This is a genomic window from Cupriavidus pampae (assembly GCF_914271485.1).
Classification (GTDB): Bacteria; Pseudomonadota; Gammaproteobacteria; order Burkholderiales; family Burkholderiaceae; genus Cupriavidus; species Cupriavidus pampae.
Genome location: NZ_CAJZAG010000011.1, coordinates 1 through 19,519, shown reverse-complemented (window position 1 = coordinate 19,519; position 19,519 = coordinate 1). Strand labels below are relative to the sequence as shown.

Here is a 19,519-nt window from a genome sequence, read left to right as displayed (position 1 = left end):
GGACCGCGGCCACATGATCTCGCGCATCGTCAGTTTTGCGCTTCACCAGAAGCTGTTTGTCTGGCTGGGGCTGCTTATTTTTATCGCCGGCGGCCTGGCCGCTTTCAAAAACCTGCCCATCGAGGCATTCCCGGACGTCTCGGACATCCAGGTCAACATCATTACGTTGTACCCGGGCCGTGCGGCCGAAGAAGTGGAACGTCAGGTCACGATCCCGATCGAGACCGCGCTCGCCGGTACGCCGAATTCCGTGCGCGTGTTCTCGCACACGCAGTTCGGCCTGTCGTTCATGATGGTGACCTTCAACGACAAGGCCACCGACGTGACCGCGCGCCAGCAGATTCTGGAGCGCCTGCGTGGCGTCGATCTGCCGGATGGCGTGAGTCCCGAACTCGCGCCGCTGTCCACGGCAATCGGTGAAATCTATCGCTTCCGCCTGGCCGGCAAGGCCTACACCGCACAGGAACTGCGCACGCTGCAGGACTGGGTGGTCGAGAAGAATCTGCGCCAGGTGCCTGGCGTGGCCGATCTCGTGACCATCGGCGGCACCATCAAGCAGTACGAGGTCAATCCGAACCTCGCGCGTATGCGCGATGCCAAGATCTCGCTCTCGCAACTGTTCACGGCGCTGCAGCGCGCCAACTCGAATGCCGGTGGCGGCTCCGTCAGCCATGGGCGCCAGCAGTACCTGCTGCGCTCGCTTGGTAGCTATCGCACGTCGGCCGATATCGCCAACACGGTGGTGGCCGAGAACAACGGCACGCCGATTCTGGTCAGGGACATCGCCGAGGTGAAAATCGGCGCCGCGCCGCCGCAGGGCCTGATGGGGCAGGACAACGAAGACGATATCGTGTCCGGCATCGTGGTCATGCGCAAGGGCGAGAATCCGTCGATCGTGCTCGAGGCGCTGAAGCAGAAGATCGAGCTGCTGAATAGCTCGATCCTGCCGAAGGGCGTCAAGATCGAGCCGTACTACGACCGCTCGACGCTGATCGACAAGACGCTGCACACCGTGTTCGGCAACCTCGTCGAAGGCGCGCTGCTGGTGATGGCGGTGCTGTACCTGTTCCTCGCCAACGTGCGCGCGGCGTTTATCGTTGCGATCATCATTCCGTTGGCGCTGCTGTCGACGTTCCTGGGCCTGACGTGGGTCGGCATTCCGGCCAACCTGCTGTCGCTTGGCGCGATGGACTTCGGGATCATCGTCGATGGCGCGGTGATCGTCGTCGAGAACATTTTCAAGCGGCTGGGCGAGCTCAAGGAACAGCAGATCAAGGACAGCAAGGCGCGTCTCTACGCGATCTTGCAGGCCACCACCGAGGTGGGCCGGCCGACCGTGTTCTCGATGGTGATCATCATCGCCGCGCACATCCCGATCTTCACGTTGCAGCGCCATGAGGGCAAGATTTTCGCGCCGATGGCCTATACGGTGACGGGCGCGCTGATCGGCTCGCTGATTCTTTCGCTGACCGTGGTGCCGCTGCTGTGCCATCTGCTGCTGACGAAGAACATCTCGCACGAGGACAACTTTATCGTGCGTCACAGCAAGCGGTTGTACGAACCGATCCTGACGTGGGCGCTTGGCCACAAGAAGGCTGTGGTCGGTGTGGCGCTGGGTCTGCTGGTGGCCACCGTGGGTGTTGGCAAGTTCCTCGGCAGCGAGTTCCTGCCTGAGCTCGACGAAGGCTCGATGTGGGTCAGCTTCGACCTGCCCGCGTCGGTGTCGATCGACGAGGCGCGCGAGCAGGCGCATATCCTGCGCGATGTCATCCGCAAGACGCCAGAGGTCAATACGACGATCTCCAAGGTGGGCCGTCCTGACGACGGTACCGATCCGAAGCTGATCAACACCGTGGAAATCCTGGTCGACCTGAAGGGCGACAAGCAATGGCGGTCGGGTTTCGACAAGCGCAAGATCATTACCGAGATCGACCACAATCTGCGCGCGCTGCCGGGCATCGAGCCGAATTTCTCGCAGCCGGTGCGTGACAACATCCTTGAAAGCATCTCGCAGATCAAGGGGCAGATCGTCATCAAGGTGCAGAGCGACAGCCTTGAGCACAACAAGCAGGTGGCCGACCAGATCCTGGCCAATGTGCAGACGGTGAAGGGCGTGATGCGCGCGTTTATCGACCGCGATGGCGAACTGCCGCAGTACGTGCTGGACTTCGATCGGGCGCAGGCCGCGCGCTACGGCATCAACGTGGCCGATGTGCAGGACCTGATGGAAACCGCGCTGGCTGGCAAGGCGGCCACCGAGCTGTGGGAAGGCGAGCGTCACTTCAGCGTGGCCGTGCGTCTCAAGCCCAACGAGCGTGAGCTGCCGAACCTGCCGAACATCTTCATGCAGACCGCCGATGGCGCGCAGGTTCCGCTGTCGCAACTGGTGACGTTCCGTGCCGCTTCGGGTGCGATGAACATCAGCCGTGAAAACGGTCAGCGTACAACCTCGATCGGCATCTTTATCCGCGACCGCGACATGGGTAGCGTAGTGAAGGACATGCAGGCGCTGGTCAAGAAGAACGTCAAGACCGACGATGTGAAGATCGGCTGGTCGGGCGAGTTCGAGAATCAGGAGCGCGCGATGGCACGGTTGTCGATCGTGGTGCCGCTGTCGGTGCTGTTGATTTTCCTGCTGCTGTTCAACGCGTTCAAGTCGTTCAAGAGCGCCACGCTGATCATCTCGAACATTCCGTTCGCGCTGATCGGTGGTGTGTTCGCGCTGTTCCTGACGGGCATTCCGCTGTCGGTGTCCGCGGCAATTGGCTTTATCGCGCTGTTCGGTCAGGCTGTGCTGAATGGTGTGGTGATGGTCACGTACTTCAACCAGCTGCGCGAAGAAGGCATGCCGCTGCGGCAGGCCGTGATCACAGGCTCGATGGACCGCCTGCGCACGGTACTGATGACCGCGCTGCTGGCCATGCTGGGCCTGTTCCCGATGGCCGTATCCCGCGCCATCGGCTCGGAAACCCAACGCCCGCTGGCCATCGTGATCATCGGCGGCCTGATCACCGCCACGATGCTCACGCTGATCGTACTGCCCACGCTCTACGAATGGATGGTCGGCCGCAGCTGGCCGGATGAAGAAGTAGAGCCAAAGCCGAGCGAAGCGTAAAGACCAGATTGGTTTGGCTTGGCTGCCCTCTCCCTCGGGAGAGGGCAGCGACGCGGCCAACCGCTGATGGTTTGCTCCGCGCCTCGCCGCAGCGAGAGGGGCGAGCGAGCCCATCGCGCACCAATGGTTCGCTCCGCGCCTCACCGCAGCGAGAGGGCGACGCGAGTCCATCGCGCACCAACGGTTTGCTCCCCTCTCCCTTGAGGGAGAGGGGCCGGGGGAGAGGGAGAACGCAAAATAACCAATTGTTTTCTCCCCTCTCCCGCGGGGAGAGGGGCCGGGGGAGAGGGCCTCTTACCCTCGGCCGTGAGGCCGACACATCAAAGCCCCCAACAACACCCCCACACCCACCGCCATCCCCAACGCCCGCACCGGCTCCCGGTGCACATAATCCCGCGCGCATTCCTGGGCATTCTCCATCCGATGGCAGGCATTCTCCTTGAGCGAATGCAATGCACTCGACCCACGTTCAGCCTTGGCGAGAAATGTCTTCTTGGCCGCTTCCATGGCCTCACCCGTCAGGCTAGGCAACTGCGAAAGCAAATCATCGAGGTCGCGCGCAAGCTGATCTGTGCTCGCGCGGAGTTGAGCGGTGGAACGCGAAGCGGCGTTATCCGCAGCATGCGGATCGATATCGTTGGGGTCCATGACGTTCTCCGTGGTGGTAAGTGGGACCATAGTCCCGCGCAGAAACCGTACCAGCCACAGAGATCGCCCGGAAAGGCAGGAAGTACCGTCAGGAACGGTACGTCAGCAAGCCGCCGCGATGAAAGAATCGCAGCCGCAATGCCAAACCGCTTTGTAAATTCCGCTCGCCATCAAGCCTTGCGATGCGCATCCCGATCCAGCGCCACTTCGGCCTCATTGCCGCTGAAGCCCTTGTAATACAGATGCACGCCAATCGCGAGCGAATCATGGCGAATCTCGTTGAGCGCCTTCCACGCCTTTACCGGGTCCTTGAAGACCAGATAATGCGCTTCCTGCTCGATCAATTCGGCCACCTGATGCAGCCCATGCACGTGCAGCGCATTGACCAACGCATCGAGGCTGCGGTGCGTGCGCGCATCGGTGCGCGGATACAGCATATGGAGCACGGCCACGCGTTGCTCGGCCATCGTGCCAGACCACGCAGTGACGATGTCCTGATGGCGGATCGCGGTCACGACGTCATCGGTGACGTTCGTATCAGTCGAAGCGGGGAGCAGGGTTTCAGGAGTGAGTCGCATGATGGGGGGCTCCTTATGGCAGGCGAATCGGAGTCCTTACTGTATGCCTTTCATCCGCGAGTAACAGGTCGAATCCGGTAACGCACTGTTCCTCCCAGTGAACGAATTCAACGGGAACTTTCAACCTTTCAACGATTGAAAGCAATGGCCCAGCAATGGCGCGGGCTTGCGGCAAGCCCCCAAAAAGCGCGATGCGGCGCGGCGACGCGCGGCGTATATTAGCGCTTTAAATTTTTTATAACTGGGGGAGCGAATGGATCTGCAATTGAACGGAAAGGTCGTGCTGGTCACGGGCGGCAGCAAGGGTATCGGCCTGTCGTGCGCGCGACTGTTTGCGCAGGAAGGCGCAAAAGTCGCCATTGCCGCGCGCAACGCCGAAGGTCTCGAGACCGCGGTGGCACAACTCGCCAGCGAGGGTCTGAAGGCACAAGGTTTCGCCGCCGACCTCACCGTTCCGGCTCAGGCCGCCGCATTGCGCGAGCAGGTAGAAGCCGCGCTCGGCCCGATCGACGTGCTGGTCAACTCCGCCGGCGCGGCCAAGCGCACGCCGGCCGAACAGCTCACCGCCGTGCACTGGCATGCGGCAATGGACGCCAAGTACTTCACGTACATCCACATGATGGAGGCGGTGCTGCCGGGCATGGCCGCGCGGCACGCAGGCAATATCGTCAACGTGGTGGGCATGGGCGGCCGCGTCGCGTCGCCGTTCCACCTTGGCGGTGGCGCGGCCAACGCGGCGCTGATGCTCGCATCGACGGGTCTGGCCAACGCGTACGCGAAGCATGGCATTCGCGTCAACGCAGTCAACCCGGGCACGACCGAAACCGACCGCTATCACGCACGCATGGAAGTGGAAGCCGCAGCAGCAAAGGTCAGCAAGGAAGAAGCCATGCGCGTGCTGACCGACAAGATGCCGATGGGCCGTCTGGCATCGCCCGAGGAAGTGGCCGACATGGTCGTCTTCCTGGCCTCGGGTCGCGCGGCGTACGTGAATGGCGCCGTCATCGCGATCGATGGTGCCGCCAACGGTGTGCCCTGATCTAGTCAGTCACGCGAAAAGCAAAACGCCCCACTCCGCCGGGAGAGGGGCGTTCCACGGTTGGCGGTAAGGGCAAGCCTCGCCGCCGCCCTCCTCCTCCAGGAAGAGGGCCCTGCGAGTCAATCCCGCTTACTGCTTCTTGGCGCCGTCGGTGTACGGATCGGCCTTGCCAGTCTTGGCACCGTCCGTGTACGGGTCACGTGCACCAGCGCGCGCGCCGTCGGTGTACGGGTCGCGCTTGCTGTTGACCAGGTCCGAACGGGTCGAACCCGACTTCGCGCCATCGGTGTACGGGTCGAACTTGCCGGTCTTGGCGCCGTCCGTGTACGGATCGGGCTTGCCAGTCTTGGCGCCTTGCGTGTACGGATCGGCTTGCTTTTGTTGCGCAACGGCCAGCGGCGCGGCAACCACGGCCGCAGCCGCGACGATCAGACTGATGAGATGGGTCTTCTTCATAAGGTGCCTCGCGATGTATGTAATGGGCGCGATCAGAATACCTGCGTCGACTGCGCCCTGCGTCGATCTGACAGGCAGCTTAATGCTGCACTCTTGCAAGCATACCCCTCTGACGATTCAGAAGACACTATGCCTTAGTTTTAGATAACGCACGCAATGGTCGAGCCATGTGCTGGATGTCTTAATGTCCATATTTGGGCCGATCGATTGTAGGTTGTACGCGTAATTGCAGACATCCGACACGATCTGCCGCCATTTTTCTCAATGCGTCTTCCCGCGCGGGTGCCGCGTCTCGCGAATGGCATGACGTGGCACATCTTCCACATCGGTATGTGCTGCATCCGTGGCAGGGGGAATCAGCATGCCCGGCACGCCAAACCAGTGCCCCCAGACGTCCAGCCACGCACGTTGTTGCGCGCAGCCGAGCTCGATCAGCGCGGAGGCATAGTGCAGCGGGATGGACAACGCCGGAATCTGATTGGTCATCTGCCGGACATAAAGGGATTCGGGATCCTGCATCACGAACATCGAGGCCCAGTCAAAACGCGCTTCGTCGAACATCGAGCGCGCGAAATCGTTATTCAGGCCCATCAGCCGGGCCCAGTTGTCGTTCAGTTGCTGCCCTTCGACGGCGTCACCCATCGCCTGCAGGTGAGGAAAGAAAGCCGTCATCGGCCACAGTGTCGGTGGAATGCTTTGCATTGGGAGGCTCCAGTGAGATGCCTGTGGTGACACGCAAGCAAGCCTCAAGCTTAACGACATTCCCGGCCCGGTCAACCGGGGATTCAACCGAATCCGACCCGGTTGCAGGCGCACGAGCCTTCACGATTTGTGATCCCCCCATGCCAAATAGGGGCTGGCTAGCGTTCGGCGACGACGATAGAGTGTCCGATTCGGCCGGAATCCGCATGGACGATGCATGGCCGACACATAAATACGATCCCCCGAGGAGACACCACGATGAAAACGATGCCGCGCCGCCGCATGGCGCTCAAGGTCATGTTTGGCGCCGCCCTGTTGGGCACCGCTGCCATCAACACTGTCCATGCCGCCGACGCGTGGCCGAGCAAGCCGATTACGCTGGTCGTGCCCTTTGCGGCAGGCGGTACCACCGACATCGTCGGCCGTGCAGTCGGCCAGAAACTCGGCGAGGCACTGGGCCAGCCCGTGGTGGTGGACAACCGCCCCGGTGCCGGTGGCACCCTCGGTGCGGCCAATGTGGCGCGCGCCCAGCCGGATGGCTACACGTTCCTGCTCGCGACCATCGCCCACACGATGGCGCCCGGCATCTACAAGTCGCTGCCGTATGACTTTCAGAAAGATCTCGAGCCGATCGGCATGGTTGCCTCCACGCCGAACGTGCTGATCGTCAATCAGTCGATTCCGGTCAAGACGGTGCAGGAGCTCATCGCCTATATCAAGGCGCATCCGGGCAAGGTGAACTACGGTTCGGCTGGCATTGGCAGCACCGAGCATCTGTCGGGCGAACTGTTCCGCGCCTCCACCGGCACTGACATCTCGCACGTCCCGTACAAGGGCGGCGCGCCGATGATGACGGACATCATCGCGGGTCAGATTCAAATGGCAATCGAGACCAGCCCGTCGGCCAATCCGCATATCAAGAGCGGCAAGGTGCGCGCACTGGCAGTGACCTCGGCCAAGCGCTCGGCCGCTTATCCGGGCGTGCCGACGGTGTCTGAGAGCGGTGTGCCGGGTTACGAGGTGGTGACGTGGTACGCGCTGATGGCGCCGCGCGGCACCCCGGACGCGATCAAGCAGCGTGCTGGCGCGGAACTGGCCAAGGTGCTCAAGCAACCCGATGTGGTCAGCCGCTTCGACGAACAGGGCGTGACCGCGGGCGACATGAATGCGCAGCAGTTGGCCGCCTTCATCAAGACCGAGACCACGAAGTGGATCAAGGTGGCGAAGGACTCGGGCGCCAAGGCCGAGTAACCCTCGCCACAAGCGCCGGTCAGACGGCGGACTTCAGCACCTTGCCGGTTTCGAAGAAGCTCTGCAGGTTGTCGAACACGAGGTCCGCCATTGCCTTGCGCGTCTCGTGTGTGCCGCTGGCCACGTGGGGCAGCAGCACCACGTTGTCGAGCTTGAACAGGGCTTCCGGCACGTGCGGCTCGTTCTCGAACACGTCGAGGCCAGCGCCGGCGATCTTCTTGTTGGTCAGCGCATCGACCAGCGCGGCTTCATCGACCACCGTGCCGCGCGCGATATTGATCAGGTAGCCCTCGGGGCCCAGGGCCTCCAGCACGTTGGCCGAGATCAGATGCTTCGTGTTCGGGCCGCCCGATGTGGCCAGCACGAGGAAGTCCGCCCAGCGCGCGAGCGCCTCGATCGACGGCTCGAAGCCGTACGACACGCCTTCCTGCGGCTGGCGGCCAAAGTAACGCACTTCCATGTCGAAGCCGCTCGAACGTTTGGCGATCACGCGACCGATGCGGCCGAGCCCGACGATGCCGAGGCGCTTGCCACTCACGCGCGTGGTCAGCGGATACGCGGCCTTCGGCCATTCGCCGCGACGCACATAGCGATCGGCCGCGCTCACCTGCCTTGCCGCATCCATCAGTAGCGCGAACGCGGTATCCGCCACGCAGTCGTTGAGCACGTCAGGCGTGTAGCCCACCGCGATACCACGCGCACGCGCGGCGTCGAGGTCGAGCTTGTCGAGGCCCACTCCAAAGCTGGAGATCACGCGCAGCGCCGGCAGCGCGGCAATCGTCGCCGCATCCACGCCGGTGGCCGCGCGCGCGGTCAGCGCGACGAACTCGCCGCCATGCTTCGCCAGGTAGCCAGCCGGGTCGGTCTCGGACCAGAACGGATGCACGTCGAAGTGCTCGGCGAGTTTGGCTTCGATACGTTCGGGCAAGCGGCCGTGCTGCAGAAGGCGGGGTTTCATGCGGGAGTGTCCTGTAGGAAAGTCAGTGGGTATTATCGATGAGAAGCCTTGCGCCAGGCGGCGAAGTCCGCGCGCGCCTGTTCGGTCGTGGGCGGATAGAGGCCGATGATCGAGCGACCCTTCTTCACCTCCTCGGTGACAAAGTCCTCGAACGCGGTCATCTCCACCGCCTCCGCCGCAATTTCTTCGGCGATATCGCGCGGAATGATGACCACGCCCTCGCCATCGCCCACCACCACGTCGCCCGGAAACACCGCCACATCGCCGCAGCCGATCGGCACATCGAACTCGAGTGCCTGATGCATCGTGAGGTTGGTCGGCGCGGACGGCCGCTGGTGATAGGAGGGGATATCCATCTCGGCGATCTCCGGCGAGTCGCGCAGGCCGCCGTCAGTGACGATGCCCGCGACACCACGCTGCATCAGCCGCGTGACGAGGATCGAGCCGGCCGACGCCGCGCGTGCATCCTTGCGGCTGTCGATCACCAGCACCGCTCCCGGCGGGCATTGCTCGATTGCCTGGCGTTGCGGATGGTTAGGGTCCTGAAACACGGTGATCGGATTGAGGTCCTCGCGCGCGGGGATATACCGCAGCGTGAATGCTTCGCCGACCATCGCGCCGTGCTTGGCGGCATGCCTGGGATCGAGCGGATGCACGTCCTGAATGAACTGATTGCGCAGGCCGCGCTTGAACAGCGCGGTGCATAGTGTGGCGGTGCTGACGGTCTTGAGCGCATCGCGCAGGGAAGGGCTGAGCGGAGTCATGTCGGGTCCGATGGCAATCGATCAATAGATACTCGGTTCGCCAGTCGGCTCGCCGAAATCAGTCTGCAGGAAGTCGAAGTCGCAACCGTCGTTGGCCTGTCGGATATGTTGCGCGAACATCCAGCCATAGCCGCGGGCGAACTTCTTCGGCAGCGGTTGCCACGCGGCGCGTCGCCGCGCGAGTTCTTCGTCGGAGACTTCCAGATGGATGCTGCGCTGATCAATATCCACCGAGATCATGTCACCGGTGCGCACCAGCGCGAATGGTCCACCGATATACGCCTCGGGCGAGACGTGCAGGATGCAGGCGCCATAGCTGGTGCCGCTCATGCGCGCGTCGGACATGCGCAGCATGTCGCGCACGCCGGCTTGCACGAGCTTCTTCGGAATTGGCAGCATGCCCCACTCGGGCATGCCGGGGCCGCCTTGCGGACCGGCGTTGCGCAGGATCAGCACGTGGTCCGCAGTCACATCGAGGTCGTCGCGCTCGATCGCGGCCTTCATCGACGGATAGTCGTCAAACACCAGCGCCGGGCCCGTGTGTTTGTAGAAACGCGGCTCGCATGCGCTCGGCTTGATCACGCAGCCATCGGGCGCGATATTGCCCTTGAGCACCGCCAGCGCGCCTTCCTGATACAGCGCGTTGTCGCGTGTGCGGATCACGTCGTCGTTGTAGACCTCGGCGCCCGCGATATTCTCGCCAAGCGTGCGGCCCGTTACGGTGGGCGCATCGAGGTGCAGCTTGTCGCGGATGCGGCTCATCAACGCGGGCAATCCACCCGCATAGAAGAAGTCCTCCATCAGGTATTTGTCGCCGCTGGGCCGAATATTGGCGAGCACCGGCACATGGCGGCTCATCGCATCGAAGTCCTCGAGTCCGATGTCATGGCCCGCGCGCCGCGCCATCGCAATCACGTGGATGATCGCGTTGGTGGAGCACCCCATTGCCATCGCGACCGCAATCGCATTCTCGTACGACGCATGGGTTTGCACACGCGCGGGCGTCAGGTCTTCCCACACCATTTCGACGATGCGGCGGCCGGACTCCGAGCACATGCGGATATGGTTGGCATCCGCGGCCGGAATCGAGGAGGCGCCGGTCAGCGACATGCCGATGGACTCGGCGATGGCGGTCATCGTGCTGGCCGTACCCATGGTCATGCAGGTGCCGTGGCTACGCGCGATGCCGGCTTCGATGCCAACCCATTCCGTCTTGCTGATATTGCCCGCGCGGCGTTCGTCCCAGAACTTCCAGGCATCGGAGCCGGAGCCGAGCACATTGCCCTTGTAGTTGCCGCGCAGCATCGGTCCAGCCGGCACGTAGATGGCCGGCACACCCGCGCTGGTCGCGCCCATCAGCAGGCCTGGCGTGGTCTTGTCGCAGCCGCCCATCAGCACGGCGCCATCGATCGGATGCGAGCGGATCAGCTCCTCGGTCTCCATCGCGAGCAGATTGCGATAGAGCATCGTGGTCGGTTTGACCGAGCTCTCGGACAGCGAAATCGCCGGTAGTTCGATGGGAAAGCCGCCGGCTTGCAGAATGCCGCGCTTGACGTCGTCCACGCGCTGTTTGAAGTGCGAGTGGCACGGATTGATATCTGACCAGGTGTTGATGATCGCGATGACCGGCTTGCCCATCCACTCATCGGGCGCGTAGCCCATCTGCATGATGCGGGAGCGATGACCGGAGGACCGCAGGTCGTCGGGGGCGAACCAGCGCGCGCTGCGCAGCGCGTCAGGCGCCTTCTTGTGTGCCGTCATGGTTGTCTCTTCCATCCACGTTGAAGCGGGCAGCCGGTCTAGTGTGTAGCCGGCCTTGATTCGGACGATTAAAGCACTAATATATTAGTACGTCAACGACGATCCCGACGGTGCTTTCGGCTAGAATCGCGCCCCAAATGGAAACCTTGCTGCAGGTACCTCTCTCCCTGTTCCAGTTCGACCGCACACGCCAGGCGGCGCCGCAGGTGTTCGAGCATATGCGCGAGCAGATCATCGCGCTTGCGCTGCCGCCCGGCACTGTGCTGTCGCGCATCGATCTGGCCGCGCAATACGGCATCAGCCAGACGCCCGTGCGCGACGCGCTGATCCGGCTTGCGGAAGAAGGGCTCGTCGATATCTTTCCGCAGCATGCCACGCGCGTGAGTCGTATCGATGTCGCCCTTGCGCGCCAGGCGCATTTCCTGCGGCGCTCGGTGGAACTGGAGATCGTGCGCACGCTCGCGGCCGCGCCCGACGCAGCGCTGCTTGAACGCCTGCGCGCAATCGTCGATCGCGCGACGCGCATGCTCGAGATTCATGCGCTCGACGAGTTCAGCGACAACGATCAGGCTTTTCATCGCGCGCTGTACGACGCCGCGGCAGTGCCGGATCTGCACGCGCTGGTACGCCGGCAGAGTGGGCATCTGGATCGTCTGCGCCGTCTGCATCTGCCGATTGCCGGCAAGGCGCGCGAGGTATTGCGTGACCATGCCGAGCTTGTGGCCGCGATTGCAGCGGGGGACGCGGCGCGCGCGGAAGCGGTATTGCGCGATCATCTGTCGGGCACGCTTGCGCATCTCGACGACATTCGCGCGCGCTTCGCCGATTACCTCAAATAACGCTCAACGCGTGGCAGCGACATCGATCTCGCTACGCACGTAATGATCGGTGAGGCAGCCCATCACGATATTCTCGACGGCCTTGCGCGTCGGAGCATCGCGTACGGTACCGCGTAGCGTGACCGCGCCATCGATCATCTCGATCTGGATCACACCGGGGTCCACGACCATCGACAGCCGTTCATGCAGGACTTCGAGCCGCTGTGCATCGTTCCACGGCTCGACGGGCCGCATATCGTCGCCATCGAACTGGCCGAGCGCGGCGGGGCCGGGCAGTGGGCGTTGACCAGCGTTGGCGAACTCCGGCGTCTGCTTTTCGGCGCCCGGCGCTACGCCGTACATGCCGTAGCGCTCCACGCCATCCGGCTCGTTGGAGCCTGGTTGCGGGCGATAGGGCTGCGGTGGCATGTTCGCGTGCGACTGAGGAGCCGAATCCTCCGCCGCGCGTACTGGCTTTTGCGGGCGACTCTTCTCGTCATCCACACCGCTGTGGCCGCCATAGTGAAAATCCGTCAAAGGTGGGGATGTTCGATTCTTGTCCATGATCGTCTCCATTGCTTATTGCGTCGAAATGCCGAGGTGTTGAAGACGCAAGCTGCAAGGTCTGTTCCATTCGGACAAACGCCGACATCGGACACTGCGCGGCGCCCGTCGCGTGGTGGCGCGCGCAATAGAGCGCCCGGTAGGAATTGCAAGCACTCGCAAGCGTGCATGGACGATCCACAGCGGCAGGCCGGGTGGGAATCGCCAAATGCGGCTTATGGTTGCGCAATGCGCGTGTGACTGCTAAATCAAAAGAGGGCACCGCGCGGAGGCCCGTAGATGGAGGAAAACATAACTATGGAAGAGCGAATCACCACAGCCCTCGACCTCGGTCGGGTGCTTCAGGGTGCACGAACCATTGCCGGACTCAGCCAGGCGGAGGCCGCCACGCGGCTGCATGTGAGCCAGAGCTGGATCTCTCATATGGAGCTGAATCCGGAAACGGTCAGCGCGGCCCAGTTACTCGCATTGATGGAGGTGTACGACCTCGCGTTGTACGTGGGCCGCCGCTAGCGCCCCGGGCGCGCGCGCAATGCAGAAGGTTTAATGCAGCCAGCCGAGCGCGCGCCACCACAGGTAGTCCAGCGGCAGCAGCACCAGCACCGTAATCACGGCAAGCGCCAGACAGAGGCGCGTGCCGTGCCGCAGTCCCACGCCGCCGAGCTGCATCGCGATCATGATCGGCGGCGACTGATATGGCAGAAACACGGTGGAGAACACCGGCACCTGCAGCATCAGCACGGTTTCAAGCGGCAATCCTGTGGCCGTGGCCAGATCCTTGGCCAGCGGTGTCAGCACTGCGGGCAGCGCTGGCAACGTCGACACCAGTCCGAGTGCCGCGCCCATCGCGCTGAGCGCGCCCACATTGCCCAGGGTATGGCCCGGCGCCAGTGGCAGCCAATGCAGCAACGCGCTGCTGATCGCGGTGCCGAGTCCGGTCGATTCGACCACCGCCCCCAAGCCGAGAAAGCCCGCCACATACAACAACGGCACTAGGTGCACCTGTTCAGTCAGCGCTTTCGACGAAACCAGCCCGACCCCGGGCAGCAGGCAGATGATGCATGCGGTCAGCGAGATCCACGCGGGCGAGATGCCATGCCATGCATCGGTCGCGAAGCCGGCCACGGCCAGAATGAGGATCACCGCGAGCAGTCGTTCCTGCCGGCTCATGGCGGCATGATCGGCAGGCTGTTGCGGCGGCATCGGTCCGTTTTCCGGGAACAGCTTGCACACCAGCCACACCAGCACCAGCGTCTTCAGCAGACCGAGCACGGGGAAGTGCAGCAGCAGATAACTGCCGTAGCTGAGGTTGATGCCGTAGAGCGAGCTCGCCGCACCGAGCAGCACGCTGTTCGGAATATTGGCCGGCAGGATCGTTGCCGGCGGCATGTAGCTGGCGGCCGCTACCGTCAACACCATGCCGATACGGCCATTCGATTGGGGGCCGAAGCCAAGCCGGTCCGCCAGCGCCAGCACGATCGGCATCAGCAGCAGCACGCGGCCCGTGGTCGATGGCATCAGGAACGCCAGCCCGACCGAGGTGGCCGCGACCGTTGCGATGACCTGCGTGTAGCGATTGGCGCGCTGGTGGAAGATGCGGTCCGCGAGCCGCAGTGCCAGCCCGGTGTTGCGCAACGCCACGCCGGTGACCGCCCCCCCGAACATCAGCCACCACGCGGCTGAGGAGAAGCCCGAGAACACCACGGTTGGTGGTGCGATATGGAACACCACCGCGCACAGGAAGAACAGCAGCGTGGTGGTGGGCTCGGGCAACACGCCAACGGCCCAGCAGCACACCGTCGATAGCACCAGCGCGGCGGCCAGGATCAGCTTCGGCGAGGCACCGGCCGCATGCCCGGCAATCGTCGCGATGGCGATGCAAGCCAGAATCAGCAGTGCCGCGCGCAGCGAATCGGCGGCACGGCCCGCGGCCTGGGCGGCAGGGGGCGGAGCGGGCGCCTTGGGCGAAGGTGGGGCGGAGGTGGCGGTCGCACGCGCGTCGGTGCGTCCCGGTGTGGCGGTCATGGCGGGCGTCTCGGATGTGGCACCGTCCGCGTGAGCGTCGGTACGTGTTGTCATGGTTGGCAATCGTACGTCGTCGGCCGCCGCCCGCGTGACATTTTTTGGCCCATCTCTGGCGATTTCGGGCCAGTTTCCGTTCGGTGACCGCTCAGTGTTCGCTCAGTGACCGTTCAGCGCGACTTGCGAAACGTCAGATTGATGCGCTCGTGGCCCCACCAATGGGTGGTCGCCATCGACCAGCGGCGCAATGCCGTGGAACGCCAGCCGCGACGGGCCGCCCCACACCGCCACATCGCCATGGGCCAGCCGCACGCGCGCGGGCCGGTCCGCGCGCCGCAGTCCGCCAAACAGGAACGTGGCAGGTAGCCCGAGCGACACCGAGACGATGGGCGCGCGCAGATCCAGTTCGTCGCGGTCCTGATGCAGCGAGAGCCGGGTGCCGGGCAGATAGCGGTTGATCAGGCAGGCGTCCGGCACAAAGCCGTCATAGCCGGCGGCTGCCGCGGCGCGCGTGGCCAGCGCCAGGAACGGCGCCGGTAGCGGCGGCCAAGGCTGCCCGCTGTCGGGATCGACCGGATCGTAGCGATAACCGGTGCGGTCCGAGACCCAGCCATAGGTGCCGCAATTGGTCATGGCCACCGACATGCGCAGGCCACCCGGCGTGATCAGGTGTCGCCAGGGCGCGCTCGCGATCACGCCGCGTACCGCCGTCAGCAGGGCCTGCTCGTCGTCGCGGGCGAAGCGCCGTAACAACACTGCGCCGGGTGCCAGGGCCTCGGCCGCGTCGTCGTCGGGTTGCGCCGGCAGCGAGTCGAAGAGATCGAAAGTCATGGTGCGTTTGGGGGGATTCACCCCAGGAACGAGGCGCGCCGTGGCGCTCTCCTCCAGACCGCTCGATTATGCCTCGTCCGGCATCGTGGCAACGCATCGTGCGTTTAACAGAATTTCACACCCACGGTGTTTACAAGTAACCCAATTAATTTATCATCCGCGTGTCATCGTCAGCGATACATTTGCGCATTGCGTGGCCGGGCAATTTTTGGGAATGACTTTGCTATCGGTTTGCAAGCAATAAAAATCGAATTATCGGATGCGGTGGGTCGACACGTGCAAATTCAAAAAGAAAGCACGTTTGTACAAAATGAAGGGTCAATGATGATTCACAGCAAAATAGCGCCATCGCGCTCGATGGCGGCTGCGCGTCAGCTTGGGCGTCAGCTTGGGCGTCAATTATTTGGCGCGGGCATAGTGGCCTGCGTGCTGGCCCTGGCGGCCTGCGGCGGCGGCGATGGATCGAGCGCCGGCAGCGGCGGCAACCCCGCCGGCGGTGGAAATGGCAGCAATGGCGGCAATGGCCCTTCGACCAACCAGCCGCTGCCGGTGGGCGCCTTCGTACCGCTCAGCTGGTCCAGCGTCGATCCCGCAACCCAGTACACGCTGACCGACGGAACGCTCGTCACGCGCGTCGGTGGCCGCGTACGCGATCGCCATGCGCGCGAGCAGTCGGAAACCGGCACCAATGCTGGCGGCGATCTGTACGGGATTTTCGCGCCCCATTATTTTGAACGCCGCACGCACGCGATTACCATTTATGACAACGTCTCGCCTACCAATCCGGCGGAGCGAATCCTCACGTTAGTCATCAAGCCGCAATGGTGGATGTACGGCACCAATTTCCGTTTTGGCTTTATTGGCCGCCGCGATGGTGACGACCCGGGCCCGACCGCGGTAGCGCTGTACGGCGACAACGGCGGCGTCAAGCGTCTGCCGGTCGGCATGCTCAAGGATGGGCAGGAACTGCGCACGCCGATCGCCAACTACGACGCCCTGGACGAAGATCCCAACAGCAACTACAACACCGACCTGAACGTGCCGCCGCAGGACGGCGAATTCGTGCTGGTCAAGCAGATCAAGACGCTGCCACGGTTGAATCGCGGGCTGCGGAACGGCGATCTGGTCGAATTCGAGCTCGGTATCTTCCTTGCGGGCACGCAGGGCGATGCGCTGGGCCGCTTCAATTACTACGCGGACGTCATTACCTACAAGGTCGGCGCGCCGGGCGTGGTGCCATGGTTCCGCGGGCCTTGTTGCGACGCGGCCCCGATTCCGTGGGATACGAAGCTGATTCCGCCCGAGGCCTTTGCCGGTGGCCCGCTGATGACGCTGCACGAGGATGCGTCGAACGAACCCGAGATGCAGTTGCTGCAGCCTTCGCTCAACGTGGCCGGCCGCAATATCCAGCCATTCGTCGAGGGTCGCCGCCTGTTCCACTCGTCGTTCCTGACCGGCGCGCACGTCGAGGCCGGCAATCCGACGCTGTTCGACAAGCTCGCCAATCGTGCCGGCCCGAAGTTCCAGGAAGCGGCCTGCGTGCAGTGTCACACCAACAACGGCAAGAGCTCGCCCGGTTTCAACCTGCCGCTGAACAATATGGTCGTGCTCACGGGCTCGGCCGATGCCAATGGCAACGTGGTACCGGATACCCGCTTCGGTGGCCGCATCTGGCAGGGTCTGGTAACGGACGGCGGGCGCACGTGGGATGGCCGCAATGCGCTCCTGCGCATCTCCAGCTATCGCAATACGGCTGGCAAGTATCCGGATGGCAGCGCCTACACGCTGCAGACGCCGGTCTACACGCTGACCGATGTCAACGGCAATACGTTGCCGATGCCGGATCGCATGTCCGTCCGCGCGTCACCGCATCTGGTCGGCATGGGTTTGCTCGAGGCCGTGCCCGAAGCCACGCTGGTGGCACTCGCGCAGGCCAGCGCCACCGATCCTGACGGTACGCTGGGTCGCGTGCAGATCGTGCCCGATGCGGTGGATGCGCGCATTCCGCGCGTGGGCCGCTTCGGCTGGAAGGCGTCGTCGTCCACGGTGCTGCAGCAGACCGCCGATGCGCTGAATGGCGACATGGGCGTGACCACTTCGCTGCTGCCCAAGCATTTCTGCGGCCGCGCCACCACGGGTAGCGACTGCCGCGCGGCCGATGCCAACGGGCCAGAGCTTGGCGATGCCGACGTCGATCTGATCTCGCGTTACCTGAGCCTGCTCGGCGTGCCCGCGCAACGGCACTTCAAGGGGCAGCAGTTCAACGGCATTCCGGCACCGACCATCGTGGACCAGCTCAAGCAGGGTGGAGCCACCATCACCGCCGCGCAGCAGGCCGAAAGCCGCATGCAGGATCGCGTGGCGCGTGGCGGCCAGTTGTTCACGCAGGCGCGTTGCACGTCGTGTCACGCGGCCTCGCTGACGACGGGTGGCAGCCACAAGTTTGCCGAGCTGCGCAACCAGCTGATTCATCCGTACACGGATCTGCTGCTGCACGACATGGGACAGGACCTCGCGGACAACTATCCGCAGGGCAGCGCCAGTGGTTCCGAATGGCGTACCGCGCCGCTGTGGGGGCTGGGGCTGCTGAGCAGCATCGACCCGAATACGCGCTACCTGCATGACGGCCGCGCGCGCACGATCGAGGAAGCCATTCTCTGGCACGGCGGCCAGGGCGCCCCCGCGCGAGACCGCTTCAAGGCATTGAGCGCTGACGATCGTCAGCAACTGATCGACTTTGTGAAATCACTATGATGACCATGCAAACGAATGCGATGGCAATGCCCCAGGTGGGATGGAGTGCGATATGGCGGCGCACGGCAGGACTGCTTGGCGCGGCGCTGCTGGTGATGACGCTGACCGCATGCGGTGGCGGCGATGACGCGGGCACCAGTGGCAGCGGTGGATCACCGTCGTCCGGGTCGGGCAGCAACGGCAACGCCGGTGGCAATGGCGGCACGGGCGGCACCGGTGGCACGGGCAATAACGGCGGCAACGTCGGTGGCTCGGGCAATATCGGCACGCCCGGCGTGACCAAGAGCGCCAAGCGCGGAGTCGCCTACGACCTGCGCAGCGCCAACGACCTCAGCGCGCTCGCCCCGGGCGTGAGCTGGTGGTACAACTGGGGTTCGCAGCCCAACGGCACGGCCGCGGCGGACACCACGACCGCCTACAACATGGACTACATCCCCATGCTGTGGAACGGCAACTTCGACGCGAACGCTATCGAAGCCTATCTGCGCGCGCACCCGAAGATCAAGTACCTGCTGCTGCTGAACGAACCGAATCTCGGCGACCAGGCCAACCTGCAGCCACGCGATGCGGCGATGCTGTGGCCGCGCTACGAAGCGGTGGCCCAGCACACGGGCGTCAAGCTGGTCGGCCCGGCCATCACGTGGGGCAATATCGGCAACGGCTTCAACGATCCGGTGGCATGGCTCGACGCGTTTTATAACGAATACCGCGCCGCCAACGGCAACCGCGACCCGCAGATCGACTACATCGCGTTCCACTGGTACGACTACGGCCTGGGCGGGCAGCTCGACCGGCTGACCAAGTACGGCAAACCGTTCTGGGTCACCGAGTTCGCCAACTGGCACGTCGGCGACGGCAACGCCGCGATCGACACGCCGGCCAAGCAGGCAGCCCAGATGCGCGACCTCGTGGCCACGTGCGAACAACGCACCGACGTGTTCCGCTACGCGTGGTTCACGGGCCGCTGGGACAACGACACCCACTTCACCAGCCTGCTCGGCGCAGACGGCCAGCTAACGGATCTGGGCAAGCTCTACATCAGCCTGCCATTCTGATCGGCGCGTGATTGGCGCCTTCCTCGTGGTGGCCAGGCAAGCGTGACTACGCAGCCGTTCTCCCTCTCCGCCGGAAACGAACGTGAGGCGGCGAGCGTCGCGGTGGGGTTCTGGGGGCGTTGGGGGGGGGCGCCCCCCCCCCCCACCGCAACCCCCAACCCCGGGGGGGGGGGGGGGGGGGGGGGGGGCCCCCCCCCCCCCCC

16 protein-coding genes and 1 pseudogene are annotated in these 19,519 nt (G+C 64.0%); 7 read left to right on the top strand and 10 right to left on the bottom strand.

Annotated elements, in window-relative coordinates:
• The first annotated feature begins 13 nt into the window (after positions 1–13).
• On the top strand, positions 14–3,115 hold the full coding sequence (locus tag LDO41_RS25645) for an efflux RND transporter permease subunit (RefSeq protein ID WP_223993482.1): 3,102 nt from the start codon (positions 14–16) through the stop codon (positions 3,113–3,115).
• Positions 3,116–3,409: 294 nt separating this feature from the next.
• Here the strand turns inward: LDO41_RS25645 and LDO41_RS25640 are convergent, their stop codons facing one another.
• Entirely contained in the window at positions 3,410–3,763 is a 354-nt protein-coding gene (locus tag LDO41_RS25640; RefSeq protein ID WP_223993478.1) for a DUF883 family protein, read from the bottom strand.
• Between the two features lie 170 nt (positions 3,764–3,933).
• Complete coding sequence (locus LDO41_RS25635) at positions 3,934–4,341, bottom strand: hypothetical protein (RefSeq protein ID WP_223993477.1); 408 nt, start codon at positions 4,339–4,341, stop codon at positions 3,934–3,936.
• A 253-nt stretch (positions 4,342–4,594) separates the two neighbouring features.
• On the opposite strand from LDO41_RS25635, the gene LDO41_RS25630 reads away from it, so the two are divergent.
• Positions 4,595–5,380, top strand: coding sequence for an SDR family NAD(P)-dependent oxidoreductase (locus LDO41_RS25630; protein ID WP_223993476.1), 786 nt, complete (start codon positions 4,595–4,597; stop codon positions 5,378–5,380).
• A 129-nt stretch (positions 5,381–5,509) separates the two neighbouring features.
• Here the strand turns inward: LDO41_RS25630 and LDO41_RS25625 are convergent, their stop codons facing one another.
• Together LDO41_RS25625 and LDO41_RS25620 are read right to left on the bottom strand one after the other, a co-directional pair.
• Entirely contained in the window at positions 5,510–5,836 is a 327-nt protein-coding gene (locus tag LDO41_RS25625) for a hypothetical protein (protein ID WP_223993475.1), read from the bottom strand.
• A 261-nt stretch (positions 5,837–6,097) separates the two neighbouring features.
• On the bottom strand, positions 6,098–6,538 hold the full coding sequence (locus tag LDO41_RS25620) for a polyhydroxyalkanoate granule-associated phasin (RefSeq protein WP_223993474.1): 441 nt from the start codon (positions 6,536–6,538) through the stop codon (positions 6,098–6,100).
• 258 nt (positions 6,539–6,796) lie between these two features.
• On the opposite strand from LDO41_RS25620, the gene LDO41_RS25615 reads away from it, so the two are divergent.
• Complete coding sequence (locus LDO41_RS25615) at positions 6,797–7,789, top strand: Bug family tripartite tricarboxylate transporter substrate binding protein (protein WP_223993472.1); 993 nt, start codon at positions 6,797–6,799, stop codon at positions 7,787–7,789.
• Positions 7,790–7,808: 19 nt separating this feature from the next.
• Here the strand turns inward: LDO41_RS25615 and LDO41_RS25610 are convergent, their stop codons facing one another.
• From LDO41_RS25610 to araD, 3 genes are read right to left on the bottom strand one after another with little or no spacing between them, the layout of a single operon-like run.
• Positions 7,809–8,747, bottom strand: coding sequence for a 2-hydroxyacid dehydrogenase (locus LDO41_RS25610; protein WP_223993471.1), 939 nt, complete (start codon positions 8,745–8,747; stop codon positions 7,809–7,811).
• A gap of 32 nt (positions 8,748–8,779) precedes the next feature.
• The gene (locus tag LDO41_RS25605; RefSeq protein WP_223993470.1) at positions 8,780–9,511 is read right to left on the bottom strand and encodes a ribonuclease activity regulator RraA; all 732 of its coding nucleotides are present in this window, start codon (positions 9,509–9,511) and stop codon (positions 8,780–8,782) included.
• Between the two features lie 21 nt (positions 9,512–9,532).
• Positions 9,533–11,272 carry an L-arabinonate dehydratase gene (gene araD, locus LDO41_RS25600; RefSeq protein ID WP_223993469.1) on the bottom strand — a complete coding sequence of 580 codons (1,740 nt, stop codon included), beginning with the start codon at positions 11,270–11,272 and terminating at the stop codon, positions 9,533–9,535.
• Between the two features lie 137 nt (positions 11,273–11,409).
• On the opposite strand from araD, the gene LDO41_RS25595 reads away from it, so the two are divergent.
• Positions 11,410–12,111, top strand: a complete 702-nt coding sequence (locus LDO41_RS25595) for a GntR family transcriptional regulator (RefSeq protein ID WP_223993467.1) — start codon at positions 11,410–11,412, stop codon at positions 12,109–12,111.
• 3 nt (positions 12,112–12,114) lie between these two features.
• Here LDO41_RS25595 and LDO41_RS25590 read toward each other — a convergent pair whose 3' ends face one another.
• Positions 12,115–12,654, bottom strand: coding sequence for a BON domain-containing protein (locus LDO41_RS25590; protein ID WP_223993465.1), 540 nt, complete (start codon positions 12,652–12,654; stop codon positions 12,115–12,117).
• Between the two features lie 297 nt (positions 12,655–12,951).
• On the opposite strand from LDO41_RS25590, the gene LDO41_RS25585 reads away from it, so the two are divergent.
• The gene (locus LDO41_RS25585) at positions 12,952–13,167 is read left to right on the top strand and encodes a helix-turn-helix domain-containing protein (RefSeq protein ID WP_223993463.1); all 216 of its coding nucleotides are present in this window, start codon (positions 12,952–12,954) and stop codon (positions 13,165–13,167) included.
• Between the two features lie 30 nt (positions 13,168–13,197).
• Here the strand turns inward: LDO41_RS25585 and LDO41_RS25580 are convergent, their stop codons facing one another.
• Both LDO41_RS25580 and alkB read right to left on the bottom strand, forming a co-directional pair.
• Positions 13,198–14,733, bottom strand: coding sequence for an SLC13 family permease (locus tag LDO41_RS25580; protein WP_223993460.1), 1,536 nt, complete (start codon positions 14,731–14,733; stop codon positions 13,198–13,200).
• A gap of 113 nt (positions 14,734–14,846) precedes the next feature.
• Positions 14,847–15,507 (bottom strand): annotated as a pseudogene (alkB, locus tag LDO41_RS25575) (DNA oxidative demethylase AlkB).
• 321 nt (positions 15,508–15,828) lie between these two features.
• On the opposite strand from alkB, the gene LDO41_RS25570 reads away from it, so the two are divergent.
• Both LDO41_RS25570 and LDO41_RS25565 read left to right on the top strand, forming a co-directional pair.
• On the top strand, positions 15,829–18,261 hold the full coding sequence (locus tag LDO41_RS25570; RefSeq protein ID WP_223993458.1) for a di-heme oxidoredictase family protein: 2,433 nt from the start codon (positions 15,829–15,831) through the stop codon (positions 18,259–18,261).
• A 20-nt stretch (positions 18,262–18,281) separates the two neighbouring features.
• Complete coding sequence (locus LDO41_RS25565; protein ID WP_223993456.1) at positions 18,282–19,316, top strand: glycosyl hydrolase; 1,035 nt, start codon at positions 18,282–18,284, stop codon at positions 19,314–19,316.
• The last annotated feature ends 203 nt before the right edge of the window (positions 19,317–19,519 follow it).

Coding starts and splice junctions, on each gene's coding strand:
- LDO41_RS25645 (WP_223993482.1), top strand. CDS start 14: ATGATCTCGCGCATCGTCAGTTTTGCGCTTCACCAGAAGCTGTTTGTC.
- LDO41_RS25640 (WP_223993478.1), bottom strand. CDS start 3,763: ATGGACCCCAACGATATCGATCCGCATGCTGCGGATAACGCCGCTTCG.
- LDO41_RS25635 (WP_223993477.1), bottom strand. CDS start 4,341: ATGCGACTCACTCCTGAAACCCTGCTCCCCGCTTCGACTGATACGAAC.
- LDO41_RS25630 (WP_223993476.1), top strand. CDS start 4,595: ATGGATCTGCAATTGAACGGAAAGGTCGTGCTGGTCACGGGCGGCAGC.
- LDO41_RS25625 (WP_223993475.1), bottom strand. CDS start 5,836: ATGAAGAAGACCCATCTCATCAGTCTGATCGTCGCGGCTGCGGCCGTG.
- LDO41_RS25620 (WP_223993474.1), bottom strand. CDS start 6,538: ATGCAAAGCATTCCACCGACACTGTGGCCGATGACGGCTTTCTTTCCT.
- LDO41_RS25615 (WP_223993472.1), top strand. CDS start 6,797: ATGAAAACGATGCCGCGCCGCCGCATGGCGCTCAAGGTCATGTTTGGC.
- LDO41_RS25610 (WP_223993471.1), bottom strand. CDS start 8,747: ATGAAACCCCGCCTTCTGCAGCACGGCCGCTTGCCCGAACGTATCGAA.
- LDO41_RS25605 (WP_223993470.1), bottom strand. CDS start 9,511: ATGACTCCGCTCAGCCCTTCCCTGCGCGATGCGCTCAAGACCGTCAGC.
- araD (WP_223993469.1), bottom strand. CDS start 11,272: ATGACGGCACACAAGAAGGCGCCTGACGCGCTGCGCAGCGCGCGCTGG.
- LDO41_RS25595 (WP_223993467.1), top strand. CDS start 11,410: ATGGAAACCTTGCTGCAGGTACCTCTCTCCCTGTTCCAGTTCGACCGC.
- LDO41_RS25590 (WP_223993465.1), bottom strand. CDS start 12,654: ATGGACAAGAATCGAACATCCCCACCTTTGACGGATTTTCACTATGGC.
- LDO41_RS25585 (WP_223993463.1), top strand. CDS start 12,952: ATGGAAGAGCGAATCACCACAGCCCTCGACCTCGGTCGGGTGCTTCAG.
- LDO41_RS25580 (WP_223993460.1), bottom strand. CDS start 14,733: ATGACAACACGTACCGACGCTCACGCGGACGGTGCCACATCCGAGACG.
- LDO41_RS25570 (WP_223993458.1), top strand. CDS start 15,829: ATGATGATTCACAGCAAAATAGCGCCATCGCGCTCGATGGCGGCTGCG.
- LDO41_RS25565 (WP_223993456.1), top strand. CDS start 18,282: ATGGCAATGCCCCAGGTGGGATGGAGTGCGATATGGCGGCGCACGGCA.